We start from the raw sequence: 18270 nt of genomic DNA on the forward strand, positions 1-18270 counted from the left end.
GGGTCACAGCATCGCCTTGACGGAGTCGGGGAGGGTGAACTCCGGCTCCCAGCCCAGGACGGTCCTGATCCGGGTCAGGTCGGCGCGGCTCCAGCTCACGGCCGCCGAGCGGCCCGGCCCGGTCGCGTCCTCCCTGATCTCGCCGGTGAAGCCGGCCTCGGCGGCGAGCAGGCCGACCGCCTCGCGGACCGGCACGGCCCGGCCGGCGCCCACGTTGAAGACCCTTTCCGGCAGGCCGGGCGCGAACGCGGCGCGCACGACCGCGCGGGCCACGTCGCGCACGTCCACGAAGTCGCGGCGGGCGCCGAGCGGCCCCAGGTCGAGCCGCCGGGCCCCGTCGGCGAGCTGGTCGCGGGCCCGGCCGAGCACGCTCTCGCCGGTGAGTCCGGGCCCGACGGGGTTGAACACGCGCAGCGAGGCCCCGTCGACCCGGCCGTCGGCGGCGGCCTGCTCCACCAGCAGGGTCCCGGCCAGGTGGCTGATGCCGTAGCCGGTGACGGGCCGGGGCGGGTCCTGTTCGCGGGCCGAGCGGCCCGGCGGCGTGGGACCGTACTCGGCGGCCGAGCCCAGCCGGACGAACCGTGCGCCAGGGGCGGCCTCGGCCACCGCCTCGATGATCACGGCGGTGGCCAGCGCGTTGCCGCGCATCAGCTCGTCGTACCCGCCGGACATCCGCCCGGCGCAGGTGATCACGACGGCCGGGCGGACGGCGCGCAGCAGCACGGCCACGTCGGCGGGCCGGGCGGTGAGCAGGTCCAGGTCGGCCCGGCCGGGGCAGCGCAGGCCGGACACCCGGTCGTCCCGTTCCAGCAGCTCCCTGACCTGCCGGCCCAGGAACCCCGAGGCGCCGAAGAGCAGGACGGCCGTCATCGCACCGGGTCCCCGGACGGCAGCGACGGCAGCAGCTGCGGCCTGATCTCGTCGAAGCGGGCGTTGGCCTCGTCGTAGTCGTCGGGCCGGCCGATGTCGAGCCAGTAGCCGTCGAACTCGTAGATGCCCGGCGGCCGGTTCCGCGCGAGCAGGTCGAGGACGAGGTCGTCGAAGCCGAACGGGATGCCCTCGGGATACGGGGCGATGGTGCTCTTGGACAGCGCGTACACGCCCATGCTGACCAGATAGCTGAGCAGCGGCTTCTCACGGAAACCGACGATCCGCCCGCCGCGGGCCTCCAGCACGCCGAAGTCGATCTTGACGACGCGGGGCGAGGTGGCCACGGTCAGCGGCGCGTCGGAGGCGACGTGCCGGGCCAGCAGGTCGGCGTAGTTCAGCGTGGTGAGCACGTCGCCGTTCATCACCAGGAAGTGCTCCGGCAACTGGTCCCTGATCGGGAACAGCGGCCCGATCGTGGACAGCGGGGCGTGCTCCTCGGTGAAGTCGACCGACAGCCCCCAGCGCGCGCCGTCGCCGACGAACGCCCTGATCAGGGGGCTGAGGTGGCCGACCGCCAGCGTGGCGTGGGTGAAGCCCTGGTGGGTGAGCTGCTGGAGGATGATGTCGAGGATCGCGTACTCCTCCCCTATCGGCACCAGCGGCTTGGGCAGGGCTGAGGTGTACGGCCGCAGGCGAACCCCCTTGCCGCCCGCGAGTATGACGACGTGCATGCTGGTTCCCTCCTGTTGATCAGCGATACCGCTGCACGTCCCGCAGGCTGACGGCCATCAGGACGAGCAGGATGAGGAAGAAGACGAGACCGGCGACGAGGAAGAGCAGGACGTCGGCCAGGGCGGACGGGGGGCCGGGGAGCAGCGGGCGCGCCCCGGGATGGACGGCCAGGGCCAGCGCCTGCGCCGCTACCAGGTGCCGGACCTTGCCCTGGTTGGCCAGCAGGAAGGCCACGAAGTAGGCGGTCCCGACGACCACGTGCGCGGCGGCCATCACCACGCTCGCCGGGGACAGCGCGCCGGTCGCGTGCAGGAACGCCAGCGGCAGCGCCGAGAGCCCGGCCAGCGTGACCAGGCAGACGAGCACGCCCTTGGCGAGCAGCCACCGGCCGTGCGAGGTGAACTCGGCCGGGTAGCGCACCCGCCTCATCGCCGTCCTGGCGTCGTCGTCGAAGACGTGCGCCCGGTACTCCAGGATGCCCATGCCGAGGACCAGCCCGGCGCCGGCGATGGCCAGGTCGGCCCTGTCGAGTACGTACCGGGCCTCCGCCTGGAGCAGGAAGAGCGCGGTGAGCAGGCTGTAGAGGAAGGCGGGCGGCAGGCCGCGCAGGTTGGCCCGGAGCAGCGTGCGCAGCGGCGGCTCGGCGGGGGGCTCGTCCTCGCCGTCCGGGGCGGCCAGGGTGAGCAGCATCGCGGCGCCCACCACGGCGGCCACGCAGATCACGCCCAGGCAGACGGTCAGCAGGCCGACAAAGCGGTCGGCGACGCCGATGTAGCCGATCCCGGCCAGCACCGCGGGCGCCATCATCACGGCGAGCCAGGCCTCGCGCCGGTAGAAGAGCAGGATGCCGGACGCGATCTGGAACGCCAGCTGGGTGACGCAGAGCGCGATCAGCGCCACGGGCGCGCCCCGTGCCAGGGCCAGCCCGGTGGCCATCAGGACGACGGCGCCCACGCCGGACACCAGCCCGGTGCGGAGCACCCGCCCGGCCGAGCGCGGGCAGCCCTGGCCGGTGAGCGTGTAGGCGATCTGGGCGGCGGCGCTGCCGACCACCCAGCCGATCCCGGTGGTCAGCACCAGCCCCGGCATCAGCCACTGCGCGCCCACCAGGCCGGAGGCGGCGGGCAGCAGCGCCGCGGGCAGCCCGTACAGCAGGCCGTGCAGGATCTGGGCGAGGGGCCTGGCCCGGCGCAGCGGCGCGTCGGGGACGGGCGGCACGGCCTTGCCCGCGACCCGCGAGAACGCGGTCTCGGCCAGCGAGAACACGTCCGTGTGCCCGTACCGCTCGCGGGCGATCTTGTCGTTGAGCCCTTCGCTCTCCAGGATGGCGGCCACCTGGAGCGGCTCGACGGCGCGGGCCAGGCGCGCGTCCATCGGCTCGATGAGCTGGTCGATCGGGTGCGCCTGCCCGTCGTCCCTGACCGGGGTCACGGCCGCAGCTCCGCGTACACGGCGCGGTAGTCGTCCAGCGACTGCCGGAGCGTGAAACGTTCCAGGACGCGGCCGCGCGCGATCGCGCCGAGCCGGCGGCGCAGTGGCGCGTCCCTGAGCAGGCGCACCGCGGCCTCGGCGGCGGCGACGTGGTCGCGCGGCGGCACGATCAGGCCGGCGTCGGCGACCGCCTCGGCGACGCCGCCGACGTTCGTGCACACCACGGTCCTGCCGCAGGCCATGGCCTCGACGACCGTGTAGGGGAAACCCTCGGAGATGCTGGTGAGCGCGACGACGCTGCCCGCGTGGTAGGCGTCGACCGGGGTGGACACGCGGCCCTCGAACACCGCCGCGTCCTCCAGATCCAGCTCGTCGATCAGCTCCAGGCAGCTGTGGTAGTAGCTCTCGTTGCCCGCGGGCACGCCGCCGAAGATGCGCAGCCGAGCCTCCGGGATCTTGTCGCGGACGATGGCGAACGCCCTGATCAGCGTGTGCAGGTCCTTCAGCGGGTCCACCCGGCCCATGAAGACCAGCGTCGGCACCTCGGGCTCGGTCCTGGCGAGCGGGAAGTCGTCGGGGTCGACGCCGTTGTACATGACCCGGATGCGGTCCGGGTCGGCGCCGTTGTGCAGTTGCCAGCGCCGGTTGTACGTGGAGTGCGGCGCGATCCGGTCGGCCGCCACGTAGGAGGCCCCGGCCAGCCGGCGGAAGAAGCTGAGCAGCAGCACCCGGACCGCGTGCGAGACCGGCTCATGCACGTACTGCAGGTAGCGTTCGCGCAGGTAGACCCCGTGTTCCGAGAGCACGACCGGGGTGCCGTACCGCCACTTGGCGGCCATCGCGACGAGCATGCTGAGGCCGTTCATGGCCACGTGGGTCAGGTCGGTGCGCAGCGGCGGCTCGGCCAGCGGGCGCAGCATGTGGCCCATGAGGTCGCCGGCCACGATCGCGTCGGCCAGGTTGATGCCGTCGGTCCTGTTCCAGTACCACGCGTCCATGAGCTGGGTGAGCGAGTCGTTGGCGACCAGCGCGCCCACCAGGTCGCCGCCGTCGTGCGCGTACCTGAAGAGCGACTCCAGCACGGACAGGAACTCCTCGCTGCCCGCGCCCATGACGGCCGGGGTGAGCACGATCTGCAGGAACCGTTCGTACGCGGCGGCGAACTCCGCGCCGGGCGGGCGGCCGGACCGCCGGTGATCGCCCTTCCACAGCGGGATGGCGATCACCTGTTCCAGGTTGGGCGGCAGCTCCCACACCGGCCGCTCGCCGCCGTCCACGGTCATCGTGACGACGTCCCACCGGTAGTCCGGCATGCCCCTGATGAGCTGGTCCATCCACACGCTGACCCCGCCCATGGCGAACGGGTAGGTGCCCTCGGACACGAGCGTCACTTTCACGGGCGCACGCTCGCCGTGACGGTGAGCGGGACGCCCGCGGCCAGGTCGAGGTGGGCGGTCGTGTCGGTGCCGTACGCGGTCGCCCCCGGCGCGGCGGCGTTGGTGGCGAACACCTCGGCGTCGGCCGCCGCGGTGAACGTGACCGTGCCGGCGGCCCGGTCGAACACGGCCCGCACGCCGGCAAGGTCGTCGAAGTGGCCGGTGCGCCGCTCGACGTACCCGGCCAGCCCGCCCCAGTCGGGGGTGAGCAGCGGGACTCCGTAGTAGCTCTCGTACTTGGCCATCACGGCGTTCAGCCAGTCGAAGACGAGGTTCTGGCTCGCGCCGTAGTTGCGCAGGTTGCCCTGGTGGAACGTGTGCGTGTAGACCGACCCCGACATGACGTGCTGCATGGCCACGTCGCTCTCGTGGCCGACGATCTCGGCGTAGGTCTGGTCCACGGGCCAGTACGGGAACGAGCCGTTGGGGCCGTAGTAGGAGTTGTAGAACAGCGTCTGCTCCGCCGGTGTGGTCGTGTGGTACGCGATGTTCGTCGGCCAGTCGGGCACCACCATGATCGACGGTTCGAGCGGGTGCCGGATGCCGCAGTTGAAGCAGGCGGGCCGGTGGCTGCCGAAGGACATGTTGCCGTGGAGGTACTTCACGCCCAGGTCGGCGGCCGCCTGCAGCAGGTGCGGGTTCGACGCGCCCAGGCCGTGGTCCGTCGGCGGGTCGATGTCGTTGTCCGGGTCGGGGTGGTAGACGCCCAGGCCCGAGTACTCGCCGGTCTTGAGCACGGTCGGGTCGACGGTGAAGCCGAGGGCGGCGCCTCTGGTCAGGTTGTCCTGGATCTCGGCGTGGCTGGTCGCGTAGTCGGTGTCGTTCATCTTCGGGTGCGTGAACGTGTGGTTGATCCAGGTGAAGGCGGACGCGCGGCAGCGCGAGTACGCGGTCAGCCCGTCGGACAGGAGCGGCGGCAGCAGGCACAGGGCGGGGGCGTTGGCGTCGGAGCCCTCGCCGTTGTAGGCGATGTTGAGCTTGAAGCCGCCGGCCAGCGGGTGGGCGGCGCGGAAGGCGTTCTGCAGGTTGTAGGTGATGACGGCGTCGCCGCGGCCCAGCCGGTAGCCCGGGTCGGAGTCCACGGTGCCGTCCGCGCGCAGGTGGTCGGTGTGGCTGAACCAGTCGTCGACGTCGGCGTTCAGGTAGTGCCGCCGCTCGCCCAGGAACAGGCCCCTGCTCGCCCACCGGAACAGGCCGTAGGTCAGCAGGTCGGCCTGCGGCAGGTACTGGTTGGAGGTGAAGGTCAGCGCGGCCCGCTCCCGGCCGTCGCTGGAGGTGCTGCGCACCCCGAGCACGTCCGTGCCGCTGGTGATGAGCGGGTCGGCGGCGCACCCGGCCGCGATCGTGGCGCGGTAGACGTACGACAGCGAGATCGGCACGTTCACGCCGCCGCGCAGGTAGTCGAACATGCTCGCGCCGGCCGGGGTCAGCGCGGTGCTGATCGGCGTGTCGCCGACGCCGCCCTCACTGCCGGCCCGCAGGCAGTAGTCCTCGGGCCAGGTCCCGTACGCGGTGTAGAGCGAGACCTGCCGGACGCCGTAGTCGCGCTCGTACGCCCATAGAACGTTCCATTCGGCGGCGTCGAGGCCGCTCAGGTAGGAGCCGCCGTCCTCGTACAGCAGGCTGTTGCTGGTGAGCAGGATCGCGTTGTAGCGGCCGGTGCCGTCGGGGGCGATCAGGTCGCCGAGCGGCTCGGTCCGGCTGTGCAGGACGTCGTAGGCGGCGCCGACCCGGTCCAGCGTGGCCCTCCAGGTGTCCTCGCCCCAGTCGTTGTCGTCCAGGGCGATGACGAGGGCGCGCAGCTCCACTTGGTCGGTGGCCGCGGCGGCGAGGGCCTGCGGCGTGGTGGCGGCGCGGGTGTTCTTATGCAGCGAGACTTTGCCAGACTTTTTTGGTATTCGAGGGGGGATGTCTACCTTAGGACGGTCTACGGGTGCGCGTAGCAGTGCGTGTCGATGTGGCTGATCTTTGGGTGTGGATTCGGCCGGTTCAGAATAGGCGGTGAATAGTCCTAAAATCAGCGTGATCGACCCGGCCAGCGCGATCATCCTGCTGGTACGCGCCTGATTCCGATACATGGACAGCCGAAATGAACCCACTCGTATCACCCGTCTGAGCCCAGGCCCCCGATAGCCGTAGAAATGCCGAGCAATCACCGTCGGCAGCCTTGAGTGTGGAGAGGAAGGGTTTCACTCGGGTTTCAGGGGGGTTTCCCTCACAATCAAGGCAGCGGCAAGCGCTCCCTCTATAAAAGGGGGGTCGGGAACGGCACGGGAAGGGGAGCCCATGCAGTTCGGAATTCTGGGGGCGCTGGAGGTGGTCTCGGACGGCCAGCGCTTACCCGTGCGCTCCGCCAAGCAGCGCACCCTGCTGGCCCTGCTGCTCTGCCACCGTGGCCGGGTGGCGCGCAGCGACGCGCTCATCGACGCCCTGTGGGGCGAGGACGCCGCCGACGCCGGGCACCGGCGGCTGCGGCTGCAGCTCTTCCGGCTCCGGCGGGCTCTCGGGCCGAAAGCGGAGATCGTCCACGACTCGGCCGGCTACCTGCTGCGGGTGCCGCCGGCCGCGGTGGACGCGTGGCGGTTCGAGGAACTGGCCAGGGCGGGGCGGCAGGCGTTCAAGGCCGGCGCCGTCGCCAAGGGCGGCGACCTGCTGCGGACGGCGCTCGGGCTGTGGCGCGGGCCCGCCCTGTCGGGGCTGGACGACCTGCCGCTGCTCCACCACCAGGCCACCCGCCTGGAGGAGGAACGGCTGGCCGCGCTCGCCGACCGGGTGGACGCCGACCTGCGGCTGCACCGGCACGCCGACCTCGTCGGCGAGCTGACGGCACTGGTCCGCGAGCACCCGCTGCGCGAGCGGTTCCGCGGTCAGCTCATGCTCGCGCTCTACCGCGCCGGGCGGCAGGCCGAGGCGCTGGCGGTCTACCGCGACGGGTGGCAGATCCTGACGAGCGACCTCGGCCTGGAGCCGTCGCCGGAGCTGCGGCGGCTGGAGGCGGCCATCCTCACCAGCGACGCCTCGCTGACGGCCACCCGGACGGTCCACCACCGGGCGGCCCGGGGTCCCGCGGCAGGCTGCCCCCACTGCACCCGCCGTCACCGCTGACTCTGGCGGTCGTCGCCGGTGAAGCGGGTGCTGGGCCGGCCGCCGGAAACGGAGCTGGAGGCAGGGCTCCGCCGAACCATCACCTGGTACGCAAAACACCTGTAACACCCCATCCGGAGCAGCGATATCCCTCCTGACGACTGACGCAGGGGGCGGGATGCGTGCGGTGACCAACCTGACCGTGCACGGCATCGGCCGCACCACCCGCGAGCTGGCTCCCGGCGAGGGCGACACCTGGATGAGCGTGGCGCAGTTCGAGCAGGTGGTGGACGCCGTGGCGGGACGGCCCGACGTGCGGCTCACGTTCGACGACGGCAACGCCTCCGACGTGGAGATCGCGCTGCCGCGGCTGGTCGAGCGCGGGCTGAAGGCCGAGTTCTTCGTGCTGGCCGGGCTGCTCGGCGAGCCGGGCCGGCTGAGCTCCGAAGGGGTGCGCGAGCTGCTCGGCGCGGGCATGCGCATCGGCTCGCACGGCTGGGCCCACCGCGACTGGCGCACGCTGGGCCCTCGGGAGGCGGCCGAGGAGCTGTCGGCCGCGCACCACCTGCTGGGGCAGCTCGTCGGCGAGCCGGTGTCGCGGGTGGCGATCCCGTTCGGCTCCTACGACCGATGGGTGCTGAACAGGCTCAGGAGCATGGGCGTGACCCGCGCGTACACCAGCGACGGCGGCCGGGCCCGGCCGGGCGCCTGGCTGCAGCCGCGCACCAGCCTGCGCCACGACCTGGACCGCGGCTGGATCACGCGGGTGCTCGACGGAGGGCTCCCGCTGCGGCGCCGGGCGGCCGAACTGGCGATGCGCCTGTACAAGCGGGTGCGCTGATGGCCCGGGTCGCCGTGGTGATCGTCGCCCTGCTGCGCCCATCGCGCCGGATGACGGCGCTGCCCGGATGAGCCGCGCCCCGGCCCTGCGGGTGGTGCCGTTCGACGCGCTCCCGGCCGCCGAGCTCGACGCCTGGCACGCGTTGCGGGCGGCCAACCCGGCGTTGGACAGCCCGTACTTCCATCCCGGCTTCGCCGCCGCCGTGCACAGGAGCGGGCGGCCGGTGCACGTGGCGGTGGGCAGGGCTGTGGGCAGGGCCGTGGGCGGGGTCGACGACGGGGTCGACGTGCTGGTGCCGCACCACCGTGACGGGCGGGTGCTGCGGCCGGTCGGCTGGCCGGGCGCGGACTTCCAGGGGCCGGTGCTCGCCCCTGGGACGCCGTTCCGGCCGCTCGACCTGCTGTCCGAGGGGGCCGCCGCGTACGCCTTCGACCACCTGGTGGAGGCGGCCCCGGGGTTCGGGCCGTGGGTGCTGGGCCGCAGGCCGTCGCCGTACCTGGACGTCAGCGGCGGGCTGCCCGGCTATCTGGGGCGGGCCTCGCGCAGCGGCAGGGAGAACATGGGCCAGGCGCGGCGGCGGGCCGCGAAGGCCGAGCGGGAGCACGGGACGGTGAAGTTCGAGGCGGACTCGCGGGACCGGGACGCGCTCGCGCTGGTGATCGCGCTCAAGCGGGCGCAGTACGCGGCCGCCGGCGCGGCCGACCACTTCGCCGAGCCGGACCGGGTGCGGCTGCTGGACAGCCTGCTCGACGCCCGCGACGGGTCGTTCGGCGGGGTGCTGTCCACGCTGCACGCCGGGCCGCGGCTGGTGGCCGCGCACTTCGGGCTGCGCGCGGGCGGGGTGCTGCACTGGTGGTTCCCGGTGTACGACCCGGCGTTCGCCCGGCTGTCACCGGGCTGGATGCTGCTGCGCGAGCTGGTCGCCGCCGCCCCCGCGCTCGGCGTGGACCGGATCGACCTCGGCCGGGGCGAGGACGAGTACAAGCGGCGGGCCAAGACCGGCGAGACCTGGGTGTGCCAGGGCCTGGTGACGCGGAACCCGGCCCGGCGGGCGATGGCGATGGCCAGGGCACGGGCGGCGGCGAGATCTGTCCGAACGAGGACACGTACATAACGTTCCAACAGACATGCCCGACATTTCCGGCGGGGAGGAAGATCACGCACGGTCTCCACCGGCACGGGCCGCAGAGCCGGCAGGCCGTCATGCCATCGCTCCCGATCTGCCCAAGGTCGCGTAGAACTCCCGGCACCCCTCGTACGAGGGCAGCAGCCCGGCGGCCAGCGCCTCCGCCAGCGAGGGCGCGGCCTCGTCCTTCGGCGACAGCACCGGCTCCACGCCTTCGGGCCAGGCGATGCCGAGCTCCGGGTCGAGCGGGTGCACCCCGTGCTCGCGGGCCGGGGTGTACGGGGCGGTGCACAGGTAGATGACCGTCGCCTGGTCCGAGAGCGTGACGAACCCGTGGCCCAGCCCTTCGGCGATCAGCGTCGCGGCGCGCTCCTCGTCGTCGAGCAGGACCGTCTCCCACCGGCCGAACGTGGGCGAGCCCGCGCGCAGGTCCACCACCACGTCCAGGACGGCGCCGGACACACACGTCACGTACTTGGCCTGGCCCGGCGGGACCTCGGCGAAGTGGATCCCGCGCAGCACCCCCCGCTGGGAGATGGAGCAGTTGACCTGGGCGAGGTCGAACGGCCGCGGCAGCAGGTCCGCGCGGAACGCCTCCAGGACCGCGCCGCGGGCGTCGCCGTGCACGACCGGGGTGTGGCGCCAGGCGCCGTCGATGCCGAGCGGTTCCATGATCGGGTGTGTCACGCGACGTCGCACCGGGGTTCCCTTCTGTCGAGCACCGGCCAGGCGGCGTGCAGCGCGTCGCGCCAGTGACGGATCGGCTCGCTCTTCGTGGTGGCCAGCAGGCTGTTGGCGGGTCGCCGGGCCGGGCGGGGGAAGGCCGCGGCGGACACCGGCCGCACCCGGTCCGGGTCCGCGCCCAGCAGCGCGAACACCTCCCTGGCCAGGCCGTACCAGGTGGTCTCCCCGGCGCTGACGCCGTGGTAGACGCCCGGCGGCAGGTCCGACTGGGCCAGCCGGACCAGGTGGTCGGCCAGGTCCGCCGACCAGGTGGGCTGGCCGCGCTGGTCGTCCACCACGTCCACGGTCGGCCGGGTGGCCGCGAGCTCCCTCATGGTGCGGACGAAGTTGGTCCCGCCCGAGCCGTAGAGCCAGGCCGTGCGGACCACGTACTGGCCGTGCCCCAGCGCCGCCCGCTCGCCCGCCAGCTTGGTACGGCCGTAGGCGTTGACCGGGCAGGGCTCGGCGTCCTCCGGGTACGGTCCGGCGGCCGTGCCGTCGAAGACGTAGTCCGTCGACACGTGCACCAGCCGCGTCCCGGCCCGCTCGCAGACCTCGGCCAGCGTGCGCACCGCCGTGCCGTTGATCTCCAGGGCCTCGGACTCGTGGGTCTCCGCCAGGTCGACCGCCGTCCACCCGGCGCAGTTGATCACCGCTCGGGGCCGGTAGGCGCCCACGACGTCGCGTACCGCGCACGCGTCGCGCAGGTCCAGCTCGGCGCGGCCGAGCGCGAGCACCGGCTCCCCCGTCACGGCGATCCGGTGCGTCACGTCGGCCGCCAGCATGCCGCCGGCGCCGGTGACCAGCCACCTCATGAGCCGGCCCACCAGTCACGGTTGTCCGCGTACCAGCGGACGGTCTCCTTCAGGCCCCGCTCGAAGGGGACGCGCGGCCGGTAGCCGAGAGCGCGCAGCTTCCCGTCGTCCAGCGAGTAGCGCCGGTCGTGGCCCTTGCGGTCCTCGACGTGCTCCACCATGTCCCATCCCTTGCCGCACGCCTCCAGGAGGCGGCCGGTCAGCTCCCTGTTGGACAGTTCGGCGGTGCCGGCGACGTGATAGACCTCGCCGGGCTCGCCCACCTCGGCCACCAGGCGGATGCCCGCGCAGTGGTCCTCGACGTGGATCCAGTCGCGCACGTTCCCGCCGTCGCCGTAGAGCGGCACCTTCCTGCCGCGCAGCAGGTTCGTCACGAACAGCGGGATCAGTTTCTCGGGGTACTGGCGCGGGCCGTAGGTGTTGCCCGCGCGGGTGATGGACACGTGCAGCCCGTAGGTGATCGCGTACGAGCGGGCGATCAGGTCGCCGCCCGCCTTCGAGGCCGAGTACGGCGACCGCGGCCGCAGCGGGGCGTCCTCCGTCCACGACCCCTCGTCGATCGACCCGTACACCTCGTCGGTGGAGACCTGGACCACGCGTGGCACCCCGGCGTCCAGGCACGCCTGCAGCAGCGTCTGGGTGCCCAGCACGTTCGTGCGGACGAACTCGGCCGCCGCGTCGATCGACCGGTCGACGTGCGACTCGGCGGCGAAGTTGACCACCAGGTCGTGGCCCGGCACCACCTCGGCCAGCAGGCCCGCGTCGCAGACGTCGCCGTGCGCGAACGTGTGCGCGGCGCCGTCCAGGTTCCCGCGGTCGCCGGCGTAGGTGAGCTTGTCCAGCACGGTCACGTCCGCGCCCGTGCCGGCGAGGGAGTGGACGAAGTGCGAGCCGATGAAACCCGCGCCGCCTGTCACCAGGATCCTCTTCATGAGCTGATCTGTACCTTGCTGTGATCGCCCAGCACGAGCCGGTGCGCTCTGGGCGTGTCGGGCGCCCGGGTGACCTCGGCGTCGTGGCCGATGAGCGACCGCTCGATCCGGCCCACCCCGTCGATCGACGCCCCGGGCATCAGGATCGAGTACTCCACTTCTCCCCGTGCGACCACGGACCGGGTCTTCCACAGGAACGGCTTTGTTCTCTCGGCGATGCGGCCAGGCGTCAGGATCAGTCGTACTCCAGGTCGGGCAGTGCCGACGGGGGGTCGGGGCTCCGCCACACGACCACCACTCCGGCGTGCCGCGCGTCGCTCGCCAGGGTCAGGCGGTCCAGGTCGAAATCCGGCAGATAACGTAAGCGCGCCAGAAATGTCGCGTCCGTCGCGGAACGCGGCACCACGCAGCCCTCGCCCTCGCGGTCGAGCAGAACATAAAGAACGTCGGAATCGGTCTCGGTGACCACACGGACTTCCACGACGTCCTCCCACGCGAGGGCCTCGACGCTGCCGTCGGCGTAGTGGCGGGTTACGCCCTCTTCTGTGACGTACACGTAGGAGTCCGGCATCGGGTTGCCGTGCATGGCCGCGATTCTTGCGAGTTCTGGGCCTGTCCCGCAAGGGTTCGCGCGTACCCGGCGGCCTCAGGCACCCCAGGTATGGGAGAGGTGGGCGGCCACGGCCGCGCGCGCGGCGTCGGCCGGGCCGGTCGCGATGGCGTCGAGCAGCTCGCGGTGCTCGCGCACCAGCACGTCGCGGTCCTCGTAGACCCGGCGCAGCCGCACCAGCCCGAGCCGGGTCTCGGCCGCGAGCGCGCCGTAGAGCCGCACCAGCCGGGGGCTGCCCACCGCCTCGATCAGCGCCTCGTGCAGCGCCATGTGCTCCGCCACCGACTCCGACCACGGCGCCCCGGCGTCGAGGGCGGCCATCCGCTCCAGCGCCGCGTCGGCCTCGGCCACCCGCCGCCCGGCCAGCGCTCCCGCCATCAGGTCCTCCAGCGGACGCCGCACGAACATGAGGTCGTCCAGGTCGGCCGTCGTCACCTCTGGGACGTAGGCGCTGCGGTTGCGCTCCCGCCGGAGCAGCCCTTCGTGGACGAGCCGGGCCAGCGCCTCGCGCACCGTCGGCCGCGCCACCCTGTAGGTGGCGGCGATCTCCTGCTCGGGCAGGGCCGTGCCGGGCTCGATCTCGCCGGACAGCACCCGGCCGCGCAGCGCGTCGGCGAGCGCGCCGACGGCGGAGACGGGTCTGATCGGGGTCCGCACGGGTGCGACTCTAACGCTCCACCGGCACCTCCCGCCCCACAACCGAATCATCCTCACGTTCTCGTACGGTCCCGCGCCCCTTCTCCGGCAGGGCCACGGCCACCAGGCTGATCGCCAGCAGCACCAGCCCCGCCACCGAGACCGGGGTCAGCCGCTCACCCAGCACGACCAGGCCGAGCAGCGCCGCCACCGCCGGCTCGGCCAGCGCAAGCGTGGCGGCCGTGGCCACCGGCGTGGTCCGCAGCCCTCGCCCGTACAGGAAGTAAGACAGCGCGGTCGTCCCCAGGCCCAGATAGAGGACGGCGAGCAGGCTCGCGGGCTCTCCGAGCCAGCCGACCCCCTGCCAGAGCAGGACCGGCAGCATGAGCACCGCGGCCCCGCCGAACAGCACGCCCATCACCGCGTTCGACTCCGCGCCCGCGCCAATCGCGCCGGCCGCGCTCACCGCGTAGAACGCGTACAGCAGCCCGCCGAGCAGCGCCAGCAGCACCCCGGACACGACCTGCCCGCCGGCCTCCGCCCCGCCGCCCGCGATCAGCGCGACACAGCCCGCCACGGCCGCGGCGGTGGCCGCCGCCCAGCGCCCGCTCGGCCGCCGGCGGTGCAGCGCCCAGGAGAGCAGCCCGGTGAAGACCGGCCCGCTGCCGATCGCCACCACCGTGCCGATCGCCACGCCGGTGCGGGCCACGGCGGCGAAGAAGCAGAGCTGGTAGGCGGCCACGGCCACCGCGGCCAGCAGCAGGCCGGGGCGGAGCGCCCGCCTGAGCCCCGACCTGGCGAACACCGCCAGCGCGGCCCCGCCGACGACCAGCCGGGCGGCGGCCAGGGCGACGGAGTCGGCGGAGACGAGCAACCCGGCGGTGCCGGCCGTCCCCCAGAGCACGGCGGCGCCGACGACGGCGAGGGGGCCATTCTTCATGCCAAACATTGTCTGACAACTAGACAATTTCGTCCAGTGCGCCATCGAGCAGCCGACCGGCCGCGCCGGCCACCTCGGCGGCGTACTCGTCCAGCAGGGTCAGCGCGCGGCGCAGCTCCGGCGCGTGCACGGCGGGCAGCGAGAGCAGCGGCTCGTCCTCCACCGTCACTCCGCCCTCGACCCGGAACCCGTCACCGGACGCCGCCACGAGCACGGCGAACGTCACCTCACGGCCATCGGGCAGCATGAACGCGTTGCCGGTCCGCACCCCGGCGGGCGGCACCACATAGGAGAAGGGGCGGCTGCGCGCGAACGGGTGTCGTAACCCGGAGAGCATGCCCGCCGCCCGGCCCAGGGCGGCCAGCAGGTCGGCCGCGGCCAGGCTGTCGCCGTCCACCCGGCCAGCCTAGATCACCCGTCCACCCACTGACCACCCGCTCCCCTGATGACCGGCGGACCTGCTGGAACCGGGTGAGCGGTGGTGGACTCGTCAGGGCACAGGACGAAGGGTGGCGGATCGGTGGCGAGGCGGGCGTGGCGCTCGACGTCGTGGCGGACCCCGTCGTGGTGGAACCGGTCGTGGCGGACCCCGTCGTGGTGGAGCCGGTCGCGTTCGATCCCTTCCGGGCGGAAGCCGGCCTTGACCGCCACCCGGCAGGAGGCGAGGTTGTCGACCCGGTGGCCCAGCTCCAGCCGGTGCAGGCCGCGCTCGGTGAAGGCCCAGCGCGTCAGCGCGCGGAGGGCCGACGCCGCGACGCCCAGGCCGCGCGCCTCGGGGACCGTCCAGTAGGACACCGAGCCGGCGCCGTGGTCGTCGATCCGGGTCACCGCCACGTTGCCGACGACCCGCCCGTCCAGGACGACGGCGAAGGCGTGACCGGCGCCCTCCCAGGAGGCGATCCAGCCGACCGCGTCGCGCGGGGTGACGACGGGCCACGCGCTCTGCGACCGCAGGTCGGGCGCCCGGAAGGCGCGCAGCACGACCGGTGCGTCCTCCTCCAGCCACTCCCGAAGTCTGATCTGTCCCATTAACCGCCTATTTTATGGGCGGCCTCGAACGCGGTGACCAGGGCCTTCGGCGCGGTCAGGCACCACGCCTCGGCGGTCAGCTCGAACAGCTCGTCGTAGTCGATCTTGTCGAGGTGGACCACGACCCACCCGAACCGCCCCGCGGTGAACTGCACCTCGAACACCTCAGGCCGCTCGGCCACCAGCGCCAGCTGCTCCTCGATCGTCGACTTGAGCCCGACCGTCTCGGTGTCCTCCCAGAGGTATCCGAAGCCCTTGTCCCGCACCTTGAGCGCGACCCAGCCCGGTCCGTCGCTCGTGCGCACCTCCGGAAGGCTCTTCAGCAGTTCGAGGAACTCGTCGACACTCACACCCATGGGCTCTGTGTACCAAACGTCCCCGACATTCCGCGCGCCACGCCTTCCAGGCAACCCCGCGCCTCTAGGGTGACCTGCATGACCAACGGCAAGTTATCCCGCTGGCCGCTGACCGTGCAGGCCGCGCACTTCTTCCTGGTGCTCGAACTGCTGCTGGGGGTGATAGGGCTGATCCTGAGCGTCATCGCGGCGGTGACCGCCATGCGCCTGGCGTCGTGGGGCCTCGCCGTCCTCGGCGCGACACTCACGGGGCTGACCGGGTGGATCCTCGCCCGGTTCCCTCGGCGGGAACGGCGGGTGCGCTGGGGGGCGACGGCGCTCCAGGCGGTCACGATCGCGAGCTCCCTGGTGATCGCGTGGATCGACTCCGGGTTCGAGACCCGGTCGCTCCTGACGCCCGGCGTCCTCCTCCCCGGCCTGGTCATCGCCATGCTCCTCACCCCCACCACCGCCCGCTGGTTCGACCGCTGAACCGTCCACCGGCGAAAAGCCCGCGTGTCTAGGGTGGCGGCATGACCGATGGCTCGTTATCGCGCTGGCCGCTGACCGTGCTGGCCGTGTACCTCCTGCTGGCGCTCCAACTGCTGTGGGGGGTGATAGCGACGATCCTGGGCGTCGTCCTGGCGGTGGCCGCCCTGAGCCTGGCGTCGTGGGGCGCACTTCTCCTCAGCGCGACGCACACGGGGCTGACCGGGTGGATCCTCGCCCGGTTCCCTCGGCGGGAACGGCGGCTGCGGTGGGGGACGGCGGCGCTTCAGGCGGCCTGGGTCGCGGTCTCCCTGGTGTACGTGGGGATCGGCCCCGGGTTCGGCGCCCGGTCGCTCCTGACGCCGTCTCTCATAATCCCCTCGTTGGTCATCGCACTGCTCCTCACACCCGCCGCCGCTCGCTGGTTCGACCGCTGATAGAGGAGCGACGTTATCGGCCCGATAAGTCGACATATAAGTTGACTAGAGGTGGGATGAAGTGAAACGGGTGTTTTGCCTGTTGTCTCTGATCCACCTGGTGCTACGGTAAGCGCCTGTTCCCGCTCGCGCTCTGTCACATGGCGGTAACAGTAAGCCTCTGCTGCGCGGGGAGCAGCAGTACCGACCCCCCGAGGACCGCGGATGTCAGCAGACGTACCTCTTCAGACGCGGCGCGATCTCGCCCCGCGAGAGCTCACGGTGGTCACGGCCCTGGGCACCATGGTCGTGGTGTCCTGCCTGTGGCTGTGGGCCGTGTTCGCCACGCCGGCCGACGCTCGCGGGGTGATGGCGATCACCGGTGGGCTCTGCGCGGTGCTGCTGACCACCGCCGCCGCCGTGATCGCCCACCACGTCGCCACCGGCCGCCGGCTGCGCGAGCAGGCCAGGGCCGCCGCCTCCCGGGTCGCCCGGCTGGAGCGCGAGATCGTCCGGGTGGCCGAGGACACGCTGCCGGCGCTCGGCCGCCAGCTGCGCGGCGGCAGTTCTGTGCCCGACGCGCTCTCCCGCCTGCCGCAGCCGCCCGATGGACCGTTGCAACAGCTGCTGAAGGCCACCGCGAACGAGCTCGACGGGCTCGAACGCGAGCGGGCCATCGCGCACGCGTCCCGCTCGGCCACCGAGTCGGAGATCCTCACGCTCACCCGCGACACGCTGCCCGAACTGGTCAGGCAGATCCAGGCGGAGCGCAAGCCGGTCGCCTCCGCGCTCGCCGGGGTGCGCCGGCCGGTGCACGCCCCGCTGCGCGACCTGCTCACCGAGACGGCGCAGCACCTCTCCGAGGGCGACCGCAGGGGCGCCGCCGTGATGGCCGCCTGCGCCGGGGCCGCGGCCCGGGTCCAGGCCCAGGCCACCAGCCTGCTGGCACGGCTGCGCGACCTGGAGGAGCAGTACGGCGACCAGGAGGAGGTCTTCGCCGACCTGCTCGACCTGGACCACCGCGTCTCCCAGCTCGGCCGGCTGGCCGACAACATCGCCCTGCTCAGCGGCGGCCGCTCCGGCCGCAGGTGGACCCGGCCGATCGTGATGGAGAGCATCCTGCGCGGCGCGATGGGCCGGATCAGCGCCTATCAGCGCGTCCGCGTCCACTCCACCAGCACGGCCGCCGTGGTCGGGTACGCGGCCGAAGGCGTGATGCACGCGCTGGCCGAGCTCATGGACAACGCCGCCACCTTCTCCGCGCACGGCACCGAGGTGCATGTGTACGTGGACGAGGAGGACGCCGGCGTCGTGGTCACGATCGAGGACAGCGGCCTCGGCATGCGCCCCCGCGAGCGCCGGCACGCCGCCAAGCTCGTCTCCGAGCCGCTCGACCTGCGCACGCTGTCCGGCACCCGGCTCGGCCTGGCGGTCGTGGGCCGGCTGGTCGACAAGTACGGCCTCACGGTCAGCTTCCGGCCGTCGGCCAGGGGCGGCACCGGTGTCGTGATGCTGATCCCGCGCGTCCTCATCACCCAGCCCAGGACCGGCCAGGAGCCACCGGCCGCGATCGAGCGGCAGGCCCGCCCCTCCCTGGTGGCCGCGACCGTGCCCGCCCAGGCGGCGCCCGCCGAGGAGGCCGAGGAGTCGCTGCCGCGGCGGCGACGCGGCCAGACGCTCGCCGAGGCCACCGGCTCGCGGCCGGCGACGGCGGTCAAGCCGCAGCGCGGCGGGCGCGAGGCGGCGGCCAGGTTCGCCGCGTTCCGCCAGGCGGGCGGTCGCGGGCGTCCCGCCGGTCCGGCCTCCGGCGACGCCTAGACCCCCC

The 18270-nt window shown here is 72.9% G+C and carries 21 protein-coding genes; 6 read left to right on the top strand and 15 right to left on the bottom strand.

From position 1 onward, the window contains the following. Positions 1–3 precede the first annotated feature (3 nt). The 5 genes from OUY22_RS15060 to OUY22_RS15080 are packed head-to-tail and all read right to left on the bottom strand — an operon-like array spanning position 4 to position 6277. Positions 4–870, bottom strand: coding sequence for an NAD-dependent epimerase/dehydratase family protein (locus tag OUY22_RS15060; RefSeq protein WP_270155570.1), 867 nt, complete (start codon positions 868–870; stop codon positions 4–6). Beyond that, positions 867–1601, bottom strand: coding sequence for a sugar phosphate nucleotidyltransferase (locus OUY22_RS15065; protein ID WP_270155571.1), 735 nt, complete (start codon positions 1599–1601; stop codon positions 867–869). The genes OUY22_RS15060 and OUY22_RS15065 overlap by 4 nt, the downstream gene beginning before the upstream one ends. Before the next feature lie 19 nt (positions 1602–1620). Next, a complete protein-coding gene (locus OUY22_RS15070) occupies positions 1621–3033 on the bottom strand; it encodes a hypothetical protein (RefSeq protein WP_270155572.1) in 1413 nt (470 codons plus the stop codon). Beyond that, positions 3030–4430, bottom strand: coding sequence for a GT4 family glycosyltransferase PelF (gene pelF / locus OUY22_RS15075; protein WP_270155573.1), 1401 nt, complete (start codon positions 4428–4430; stop codon positions 3030–3032). The genes OUY22_RS15070 and pelF overlap by 4 nt, the downstream gene beginning before the upstream one ends. Further along, complete coding sequence (locus OUY22_RS15080; protein WP_270155574.1) at positions 4427–6277, bottom strand: Agd3-related carbohydrate deacetylase; 1851 nt, start codon at positions 6275–6277, stop codon at positions 4427–4429. The genes pelF and OUY22_RS15080 overlap by 4 nt, the downstream gene beginning before the upstream one ends. Before the next feature lie 478 nt (positions 6278–6755). Here OUY22_RS15080 and OUY22_RS15085 point away from each other — a divergent pair, with 478 nt between their 5' ends. The 3 genes from OUY22_RS15085 (at position 6756) to OUY22_RS15095 (ending at position 9508) form a co-directional block, all read left to right on the top strand. Beyond that, positions 6756–7574 carry an AfsR/SARP family transcriptional regulator gene (locus OUY22_RS15085; RefSeq protein ID WP_270155575.1) on the top strand — a complete coding sequence of 273 codons (819 nt, stop codon included), beginning with the start codon at positions 6756–6758 and terminating at the stop codon, positions 7572–7574. A 157-nt stretch (positions 7575–7731) separates the two neighbouring features. After that, on the top strand, positions 7732–8394 hold the full coding sequence (locus OUY22_RS15090; RefSeq protein ID WP_270155576.1) for a polysaccharide deacetylase family protein: 663 nt from the start codon (positions 7732–7734) through the stop codon (positions 8392–8394). Between the two features lie 67 nt (positions 8395–8461). Then, positions 8462–9508: a GNAT family N-acetyltransferase gene (locus tag OUY22_RS15095; RefSeq protein ID WP_270155577.1), complete on the top strand. Its 1047-nt coding sequence runs from the start codon at positions 8462–8464 to the stop codon at positions 9506–9508. A gap of 87 nt (positions 9509–9595) precedes the next feature. On the opposite strand, the gene OUY22_RS15100 is transcribed toward OUY22_RS15095, so the two are convergent. The 10 genes from OUY22_RS15100 to OUY22_RS15145 form a co-directional block, all read right to left on the bottom strand. Continuing rightward, the gene (locus OUY22_RS15100) at positions 9596–10207 is read right to left on the bottom strand and encodes a dTDP-4-dehydrorhamnose 3,5-epimerase family protein (RefSeq protein ID WP_270155578.1); all 612 of its coding nucleotides are present in this window, start codon (positions 10205–10207) and stop codon (positions 9596–9598) included. Then, positions 10204–11058 carry a dTDP-4-dehydrorhamnose reductase gene (gene rfbD, locus OUY22_RS15105; RefSeq protein ID WP_270155579.1) on the bottom strand — a complete coding sequence of 285 codons (855 nt, stop codon included), beginning with the start codon at positions 11056–11058 and terminating at the stop codon, positions 10204–10206. The genes OUY22_RS15100 and rfbD overlap by 4 nt, the downstream gene beginning before the upstream one ends. Continuing rightward, entirely contained in the window at positions 11055–11990 is a 936-nt protein-coding gene (gene rfbB, locus OUY22_RS15110) for a dTDP-glucose 4,6-dehydratase (protein WP_270155580.1), read from the bottom strand. The genes rfbD and rfbB overlap by 4 nt, the downstream gene beginning before the upstream one ends. Beyond that, positions 11987–12148: a hypothetical protein gene (locus OUY22_RS15115; RefSeq protein WP_270155581.1), complete on the bottom strand. Its 162-nt coding sequence runs from the start codon at positions 12146–12148 to the stop codon at positions 11987–11989. The genes rfbB and OUY22_RS15115 overlap by 4 nt, the downstream gene beginning before the upstream one ends. 77 nt (positions 12149–12225) lie before the next feature. Then, complete coding sequence (locus OUY22_RS15120; RefSeq protein ID WP_270155582.1) at positions 12226–12576, bottom strand: hypothetical protein; 351 nt, start codon at positions 12574–12576, stop codon at positions 12226–12228. Positions 12577–12636: 60 nt separating this feature from the next. Next, on the bottom strand, positions 12637–13257 hold the full coding sequence (locus OUY22_RS15125) for a GntR family transcriptional regulator (RefSeq protein WP_270155583.1): 621 nt from the start codon (positions 13255–13257) through the stop codon (positions 12637–12639). Between the two features lie 10 nt (positions 13258–13267). Beyond that, entirely contained in the window at positions 13268–14176 is a 909-nt protein-coding gene (locus tag OUY22_RS15130; RefSeq protein ID WP_270155584.1) for a DMT family transporter, read from the bottom strand. Positions 14177–14195: 19 nt separating this feature from the next. Beyond that, positions 14196–14573: a hypothetical protein gene (locus tag OUY22_RS15135; protein ID WP_270155585.1), complete on the bottom strand. Its 378-nt coding sequence runs from the start codon at positions 14571–14573 to the stop codon at positions 14196–14198. Positions 14574–14587: 14 nt separating this feature from the next. Continuing rightward, complete coding sequence (locus OUY22_RS15140) at positions 14588–15205, bottom strand: GNAT family N-acetyltransferase (RefSeq protein ID WP_270155586.1); 618 nt, start codon at positions 15203–15205, stop codon at positions 14588–14590. Further along, positions 15205–15561: an MmcQ/YjbR family DNA-binding protein gene (locus tag OUY22_RS15145; protein ID WP_270155587.1), complete on the bottom strand. Its 357-nt coding sequence runs from the start codon at positions 15559–15561 to the stop codon at positions 15205–15207. The genes OUY22_RS15140 and OUY22_RS15145 overlap by 1 nt, the downstream gene beginning before the upstream one ends. 78 nt (positions 15562–15639) lie before the next feature. Between OUY22_RS15145 and OUY22_RS15150 the strand changes: the two genes are divergently transcribed. The 3 genes from OUY22_RS15150 to OUY22_RS15160 all read left to right on the top strand — a co-directional run bounded on the left by OUY22_RS15150 (position 15640) and on the right by OUY22_RS15160 (position 18263). After that, positions 15640–16032: a hypothetical protein gene (locus tag OUY22_RS15150; RefSeq protein ID WP_270155588.1), complete on the top strand. Its 393-nt coding sequence runs from the start codon at positions 15640–15642 to the stop codon at positions 16030–16032. Between the two features lie 41 nt (positions 16033–16073). Further along, positions 16074–16466 carry a hypothetical protein gene (locus tag OUY22_RS15155; RefSeq protein WP_270155589.1) on the top strand — a complete coding sequence of 131 codons (393 nt, stop codon included), beginning with the start codon at positions 16074–16076 and terminating at the stop codon, positions 16464–16466. Between the two features lie 204 nt (positions 16467–16670). After that, entirely contained in the window at positions 16671–18263 is a 1593-nt protein-coding gene (locus OUY22_RS15160; RefSeq protein ID WP_270155590.1) for a sensor histidine kinase, read from the top strand. Positions 18264–18270 lie beyond the last annotated feature (7 nt).

It is taken from the genome of Nonomuraea corallina (assembly GCF_027620315.1).
GTDB classification, from domain to species: Bacteria; Actinomycetota; Actinomycetes; order Streptosporangiales; family Streptosporangiaceae; genus Nonomuraea; species Nonomuraea corallina.

What these genes read in the sequence shown, in the direction of transcription:
- OUY22_RS15060 (WP_270155570.1), bottom strand. Translation starts at nt 870, where the DNA reads ATGACGGCCGTCCTGCTCTTCGGCGCCTCGGGGTTCCTGGGCCGGCAG.
- OUY22_RS15065 (WP_270155571.1), bottom strand. Translation starts at nt 1,601, where the DNA reads ATGCACGTCGTCATACTCGCGGGCGGCAAGGGGGTTCGCCTGCGGCCG.
- OUY22_RS15085 (WP_270155575.1), top strand. Translation starts at nt 6,756, where the DNA reads ATGCAGTTCGGAATTCTGGGGGCGCTGGAGGTGGTCTCGGACGGCCAG.
- OUY22_RS15090 (WP_270155576.1), top strand. Translation starts at nt 7,732, where the DNA reads ATGCGTGCGGTGACCAACCTGACCGTGCACGGCATCGGCCGCACCACC.
- OUY22_RS15095 (WP_270155577.1), top strand. Translation starts at nt 8,462, where the DNA reads ATGAGCCGCGCCCCGGCCCTGCGGGTGGTGCCGTTCGACGCGCTCCCG.
- rfbD (WP_270155579.1), bottom strand. Translation starts at nt 11,058, where the DNA reads ATGAGGTGGCTGGTCACCGGCGCCGGCGGCATGCTGGCGGCCGACGTG.
- rfbB (WP_270155580.1), bottom strand. Translation starts at nt 11,990, where the DNA reads ATGAAGAGGATCCTGGTGACAGGCGGCGCGGGTTTCATCGGCTCGCAC.
- OUY22_RS15120 (WP_270155582.1), bottom strand. Translation starts at nt 12,576, where the DNA reads ATGCACGGCAACCCGATGCCGGACTCCTACGTGTACGTCACAGAAGAG.
- OUY22_RS15130 (WP_270155584.1), bottom strand. Translation starts at nt 14,176, where the DNA reads ATGAAGAATGGCCCCCTCGCCGTCGTCGGCGCCGCCGTGCTCTGGGGG.
- OUY22_RS15140 (WP_270155586.1), bottom strand. Translation starts at nt 15,205, where the DNA reads ATGGGACAGATCAGACTTCGGGAGTGGCTGGAGGAGGACGCACCGGTC.
- OUY22_RS15145 (WP_270155587.1), bottom strand. Translation starts at nt 15,561, where the DNA reads ATGGGTGTGAGTGTCGACGAGTTCCTCGAACTGCTGAAGAGCCTTCCG.
- OUY22_RS15150 (WP_270155588.1), top strand. Translation starts at nt 15,640, where the DNA reads ATGACCAACGGCAAGTTATCCCGCTGGCCGCTGACCGTGCAGGCCGCG.
- OUY22_RS15155 (WP_270155589.1), top strand. Translation starts at nt 16,074, where the DNA reads ATGACCGATGGCTCGTTATCGCGCTGGCCGCTGACCGTGCTGGCCGTG.
- OUY22_RS15160 (WP_270155590.1), top strand. Translation starts at nt 16,671, where the DNA reads ATGTCAGCAGACGTACCTCTTCAGACGCGGCGCGATCTCGCCCCGCGA.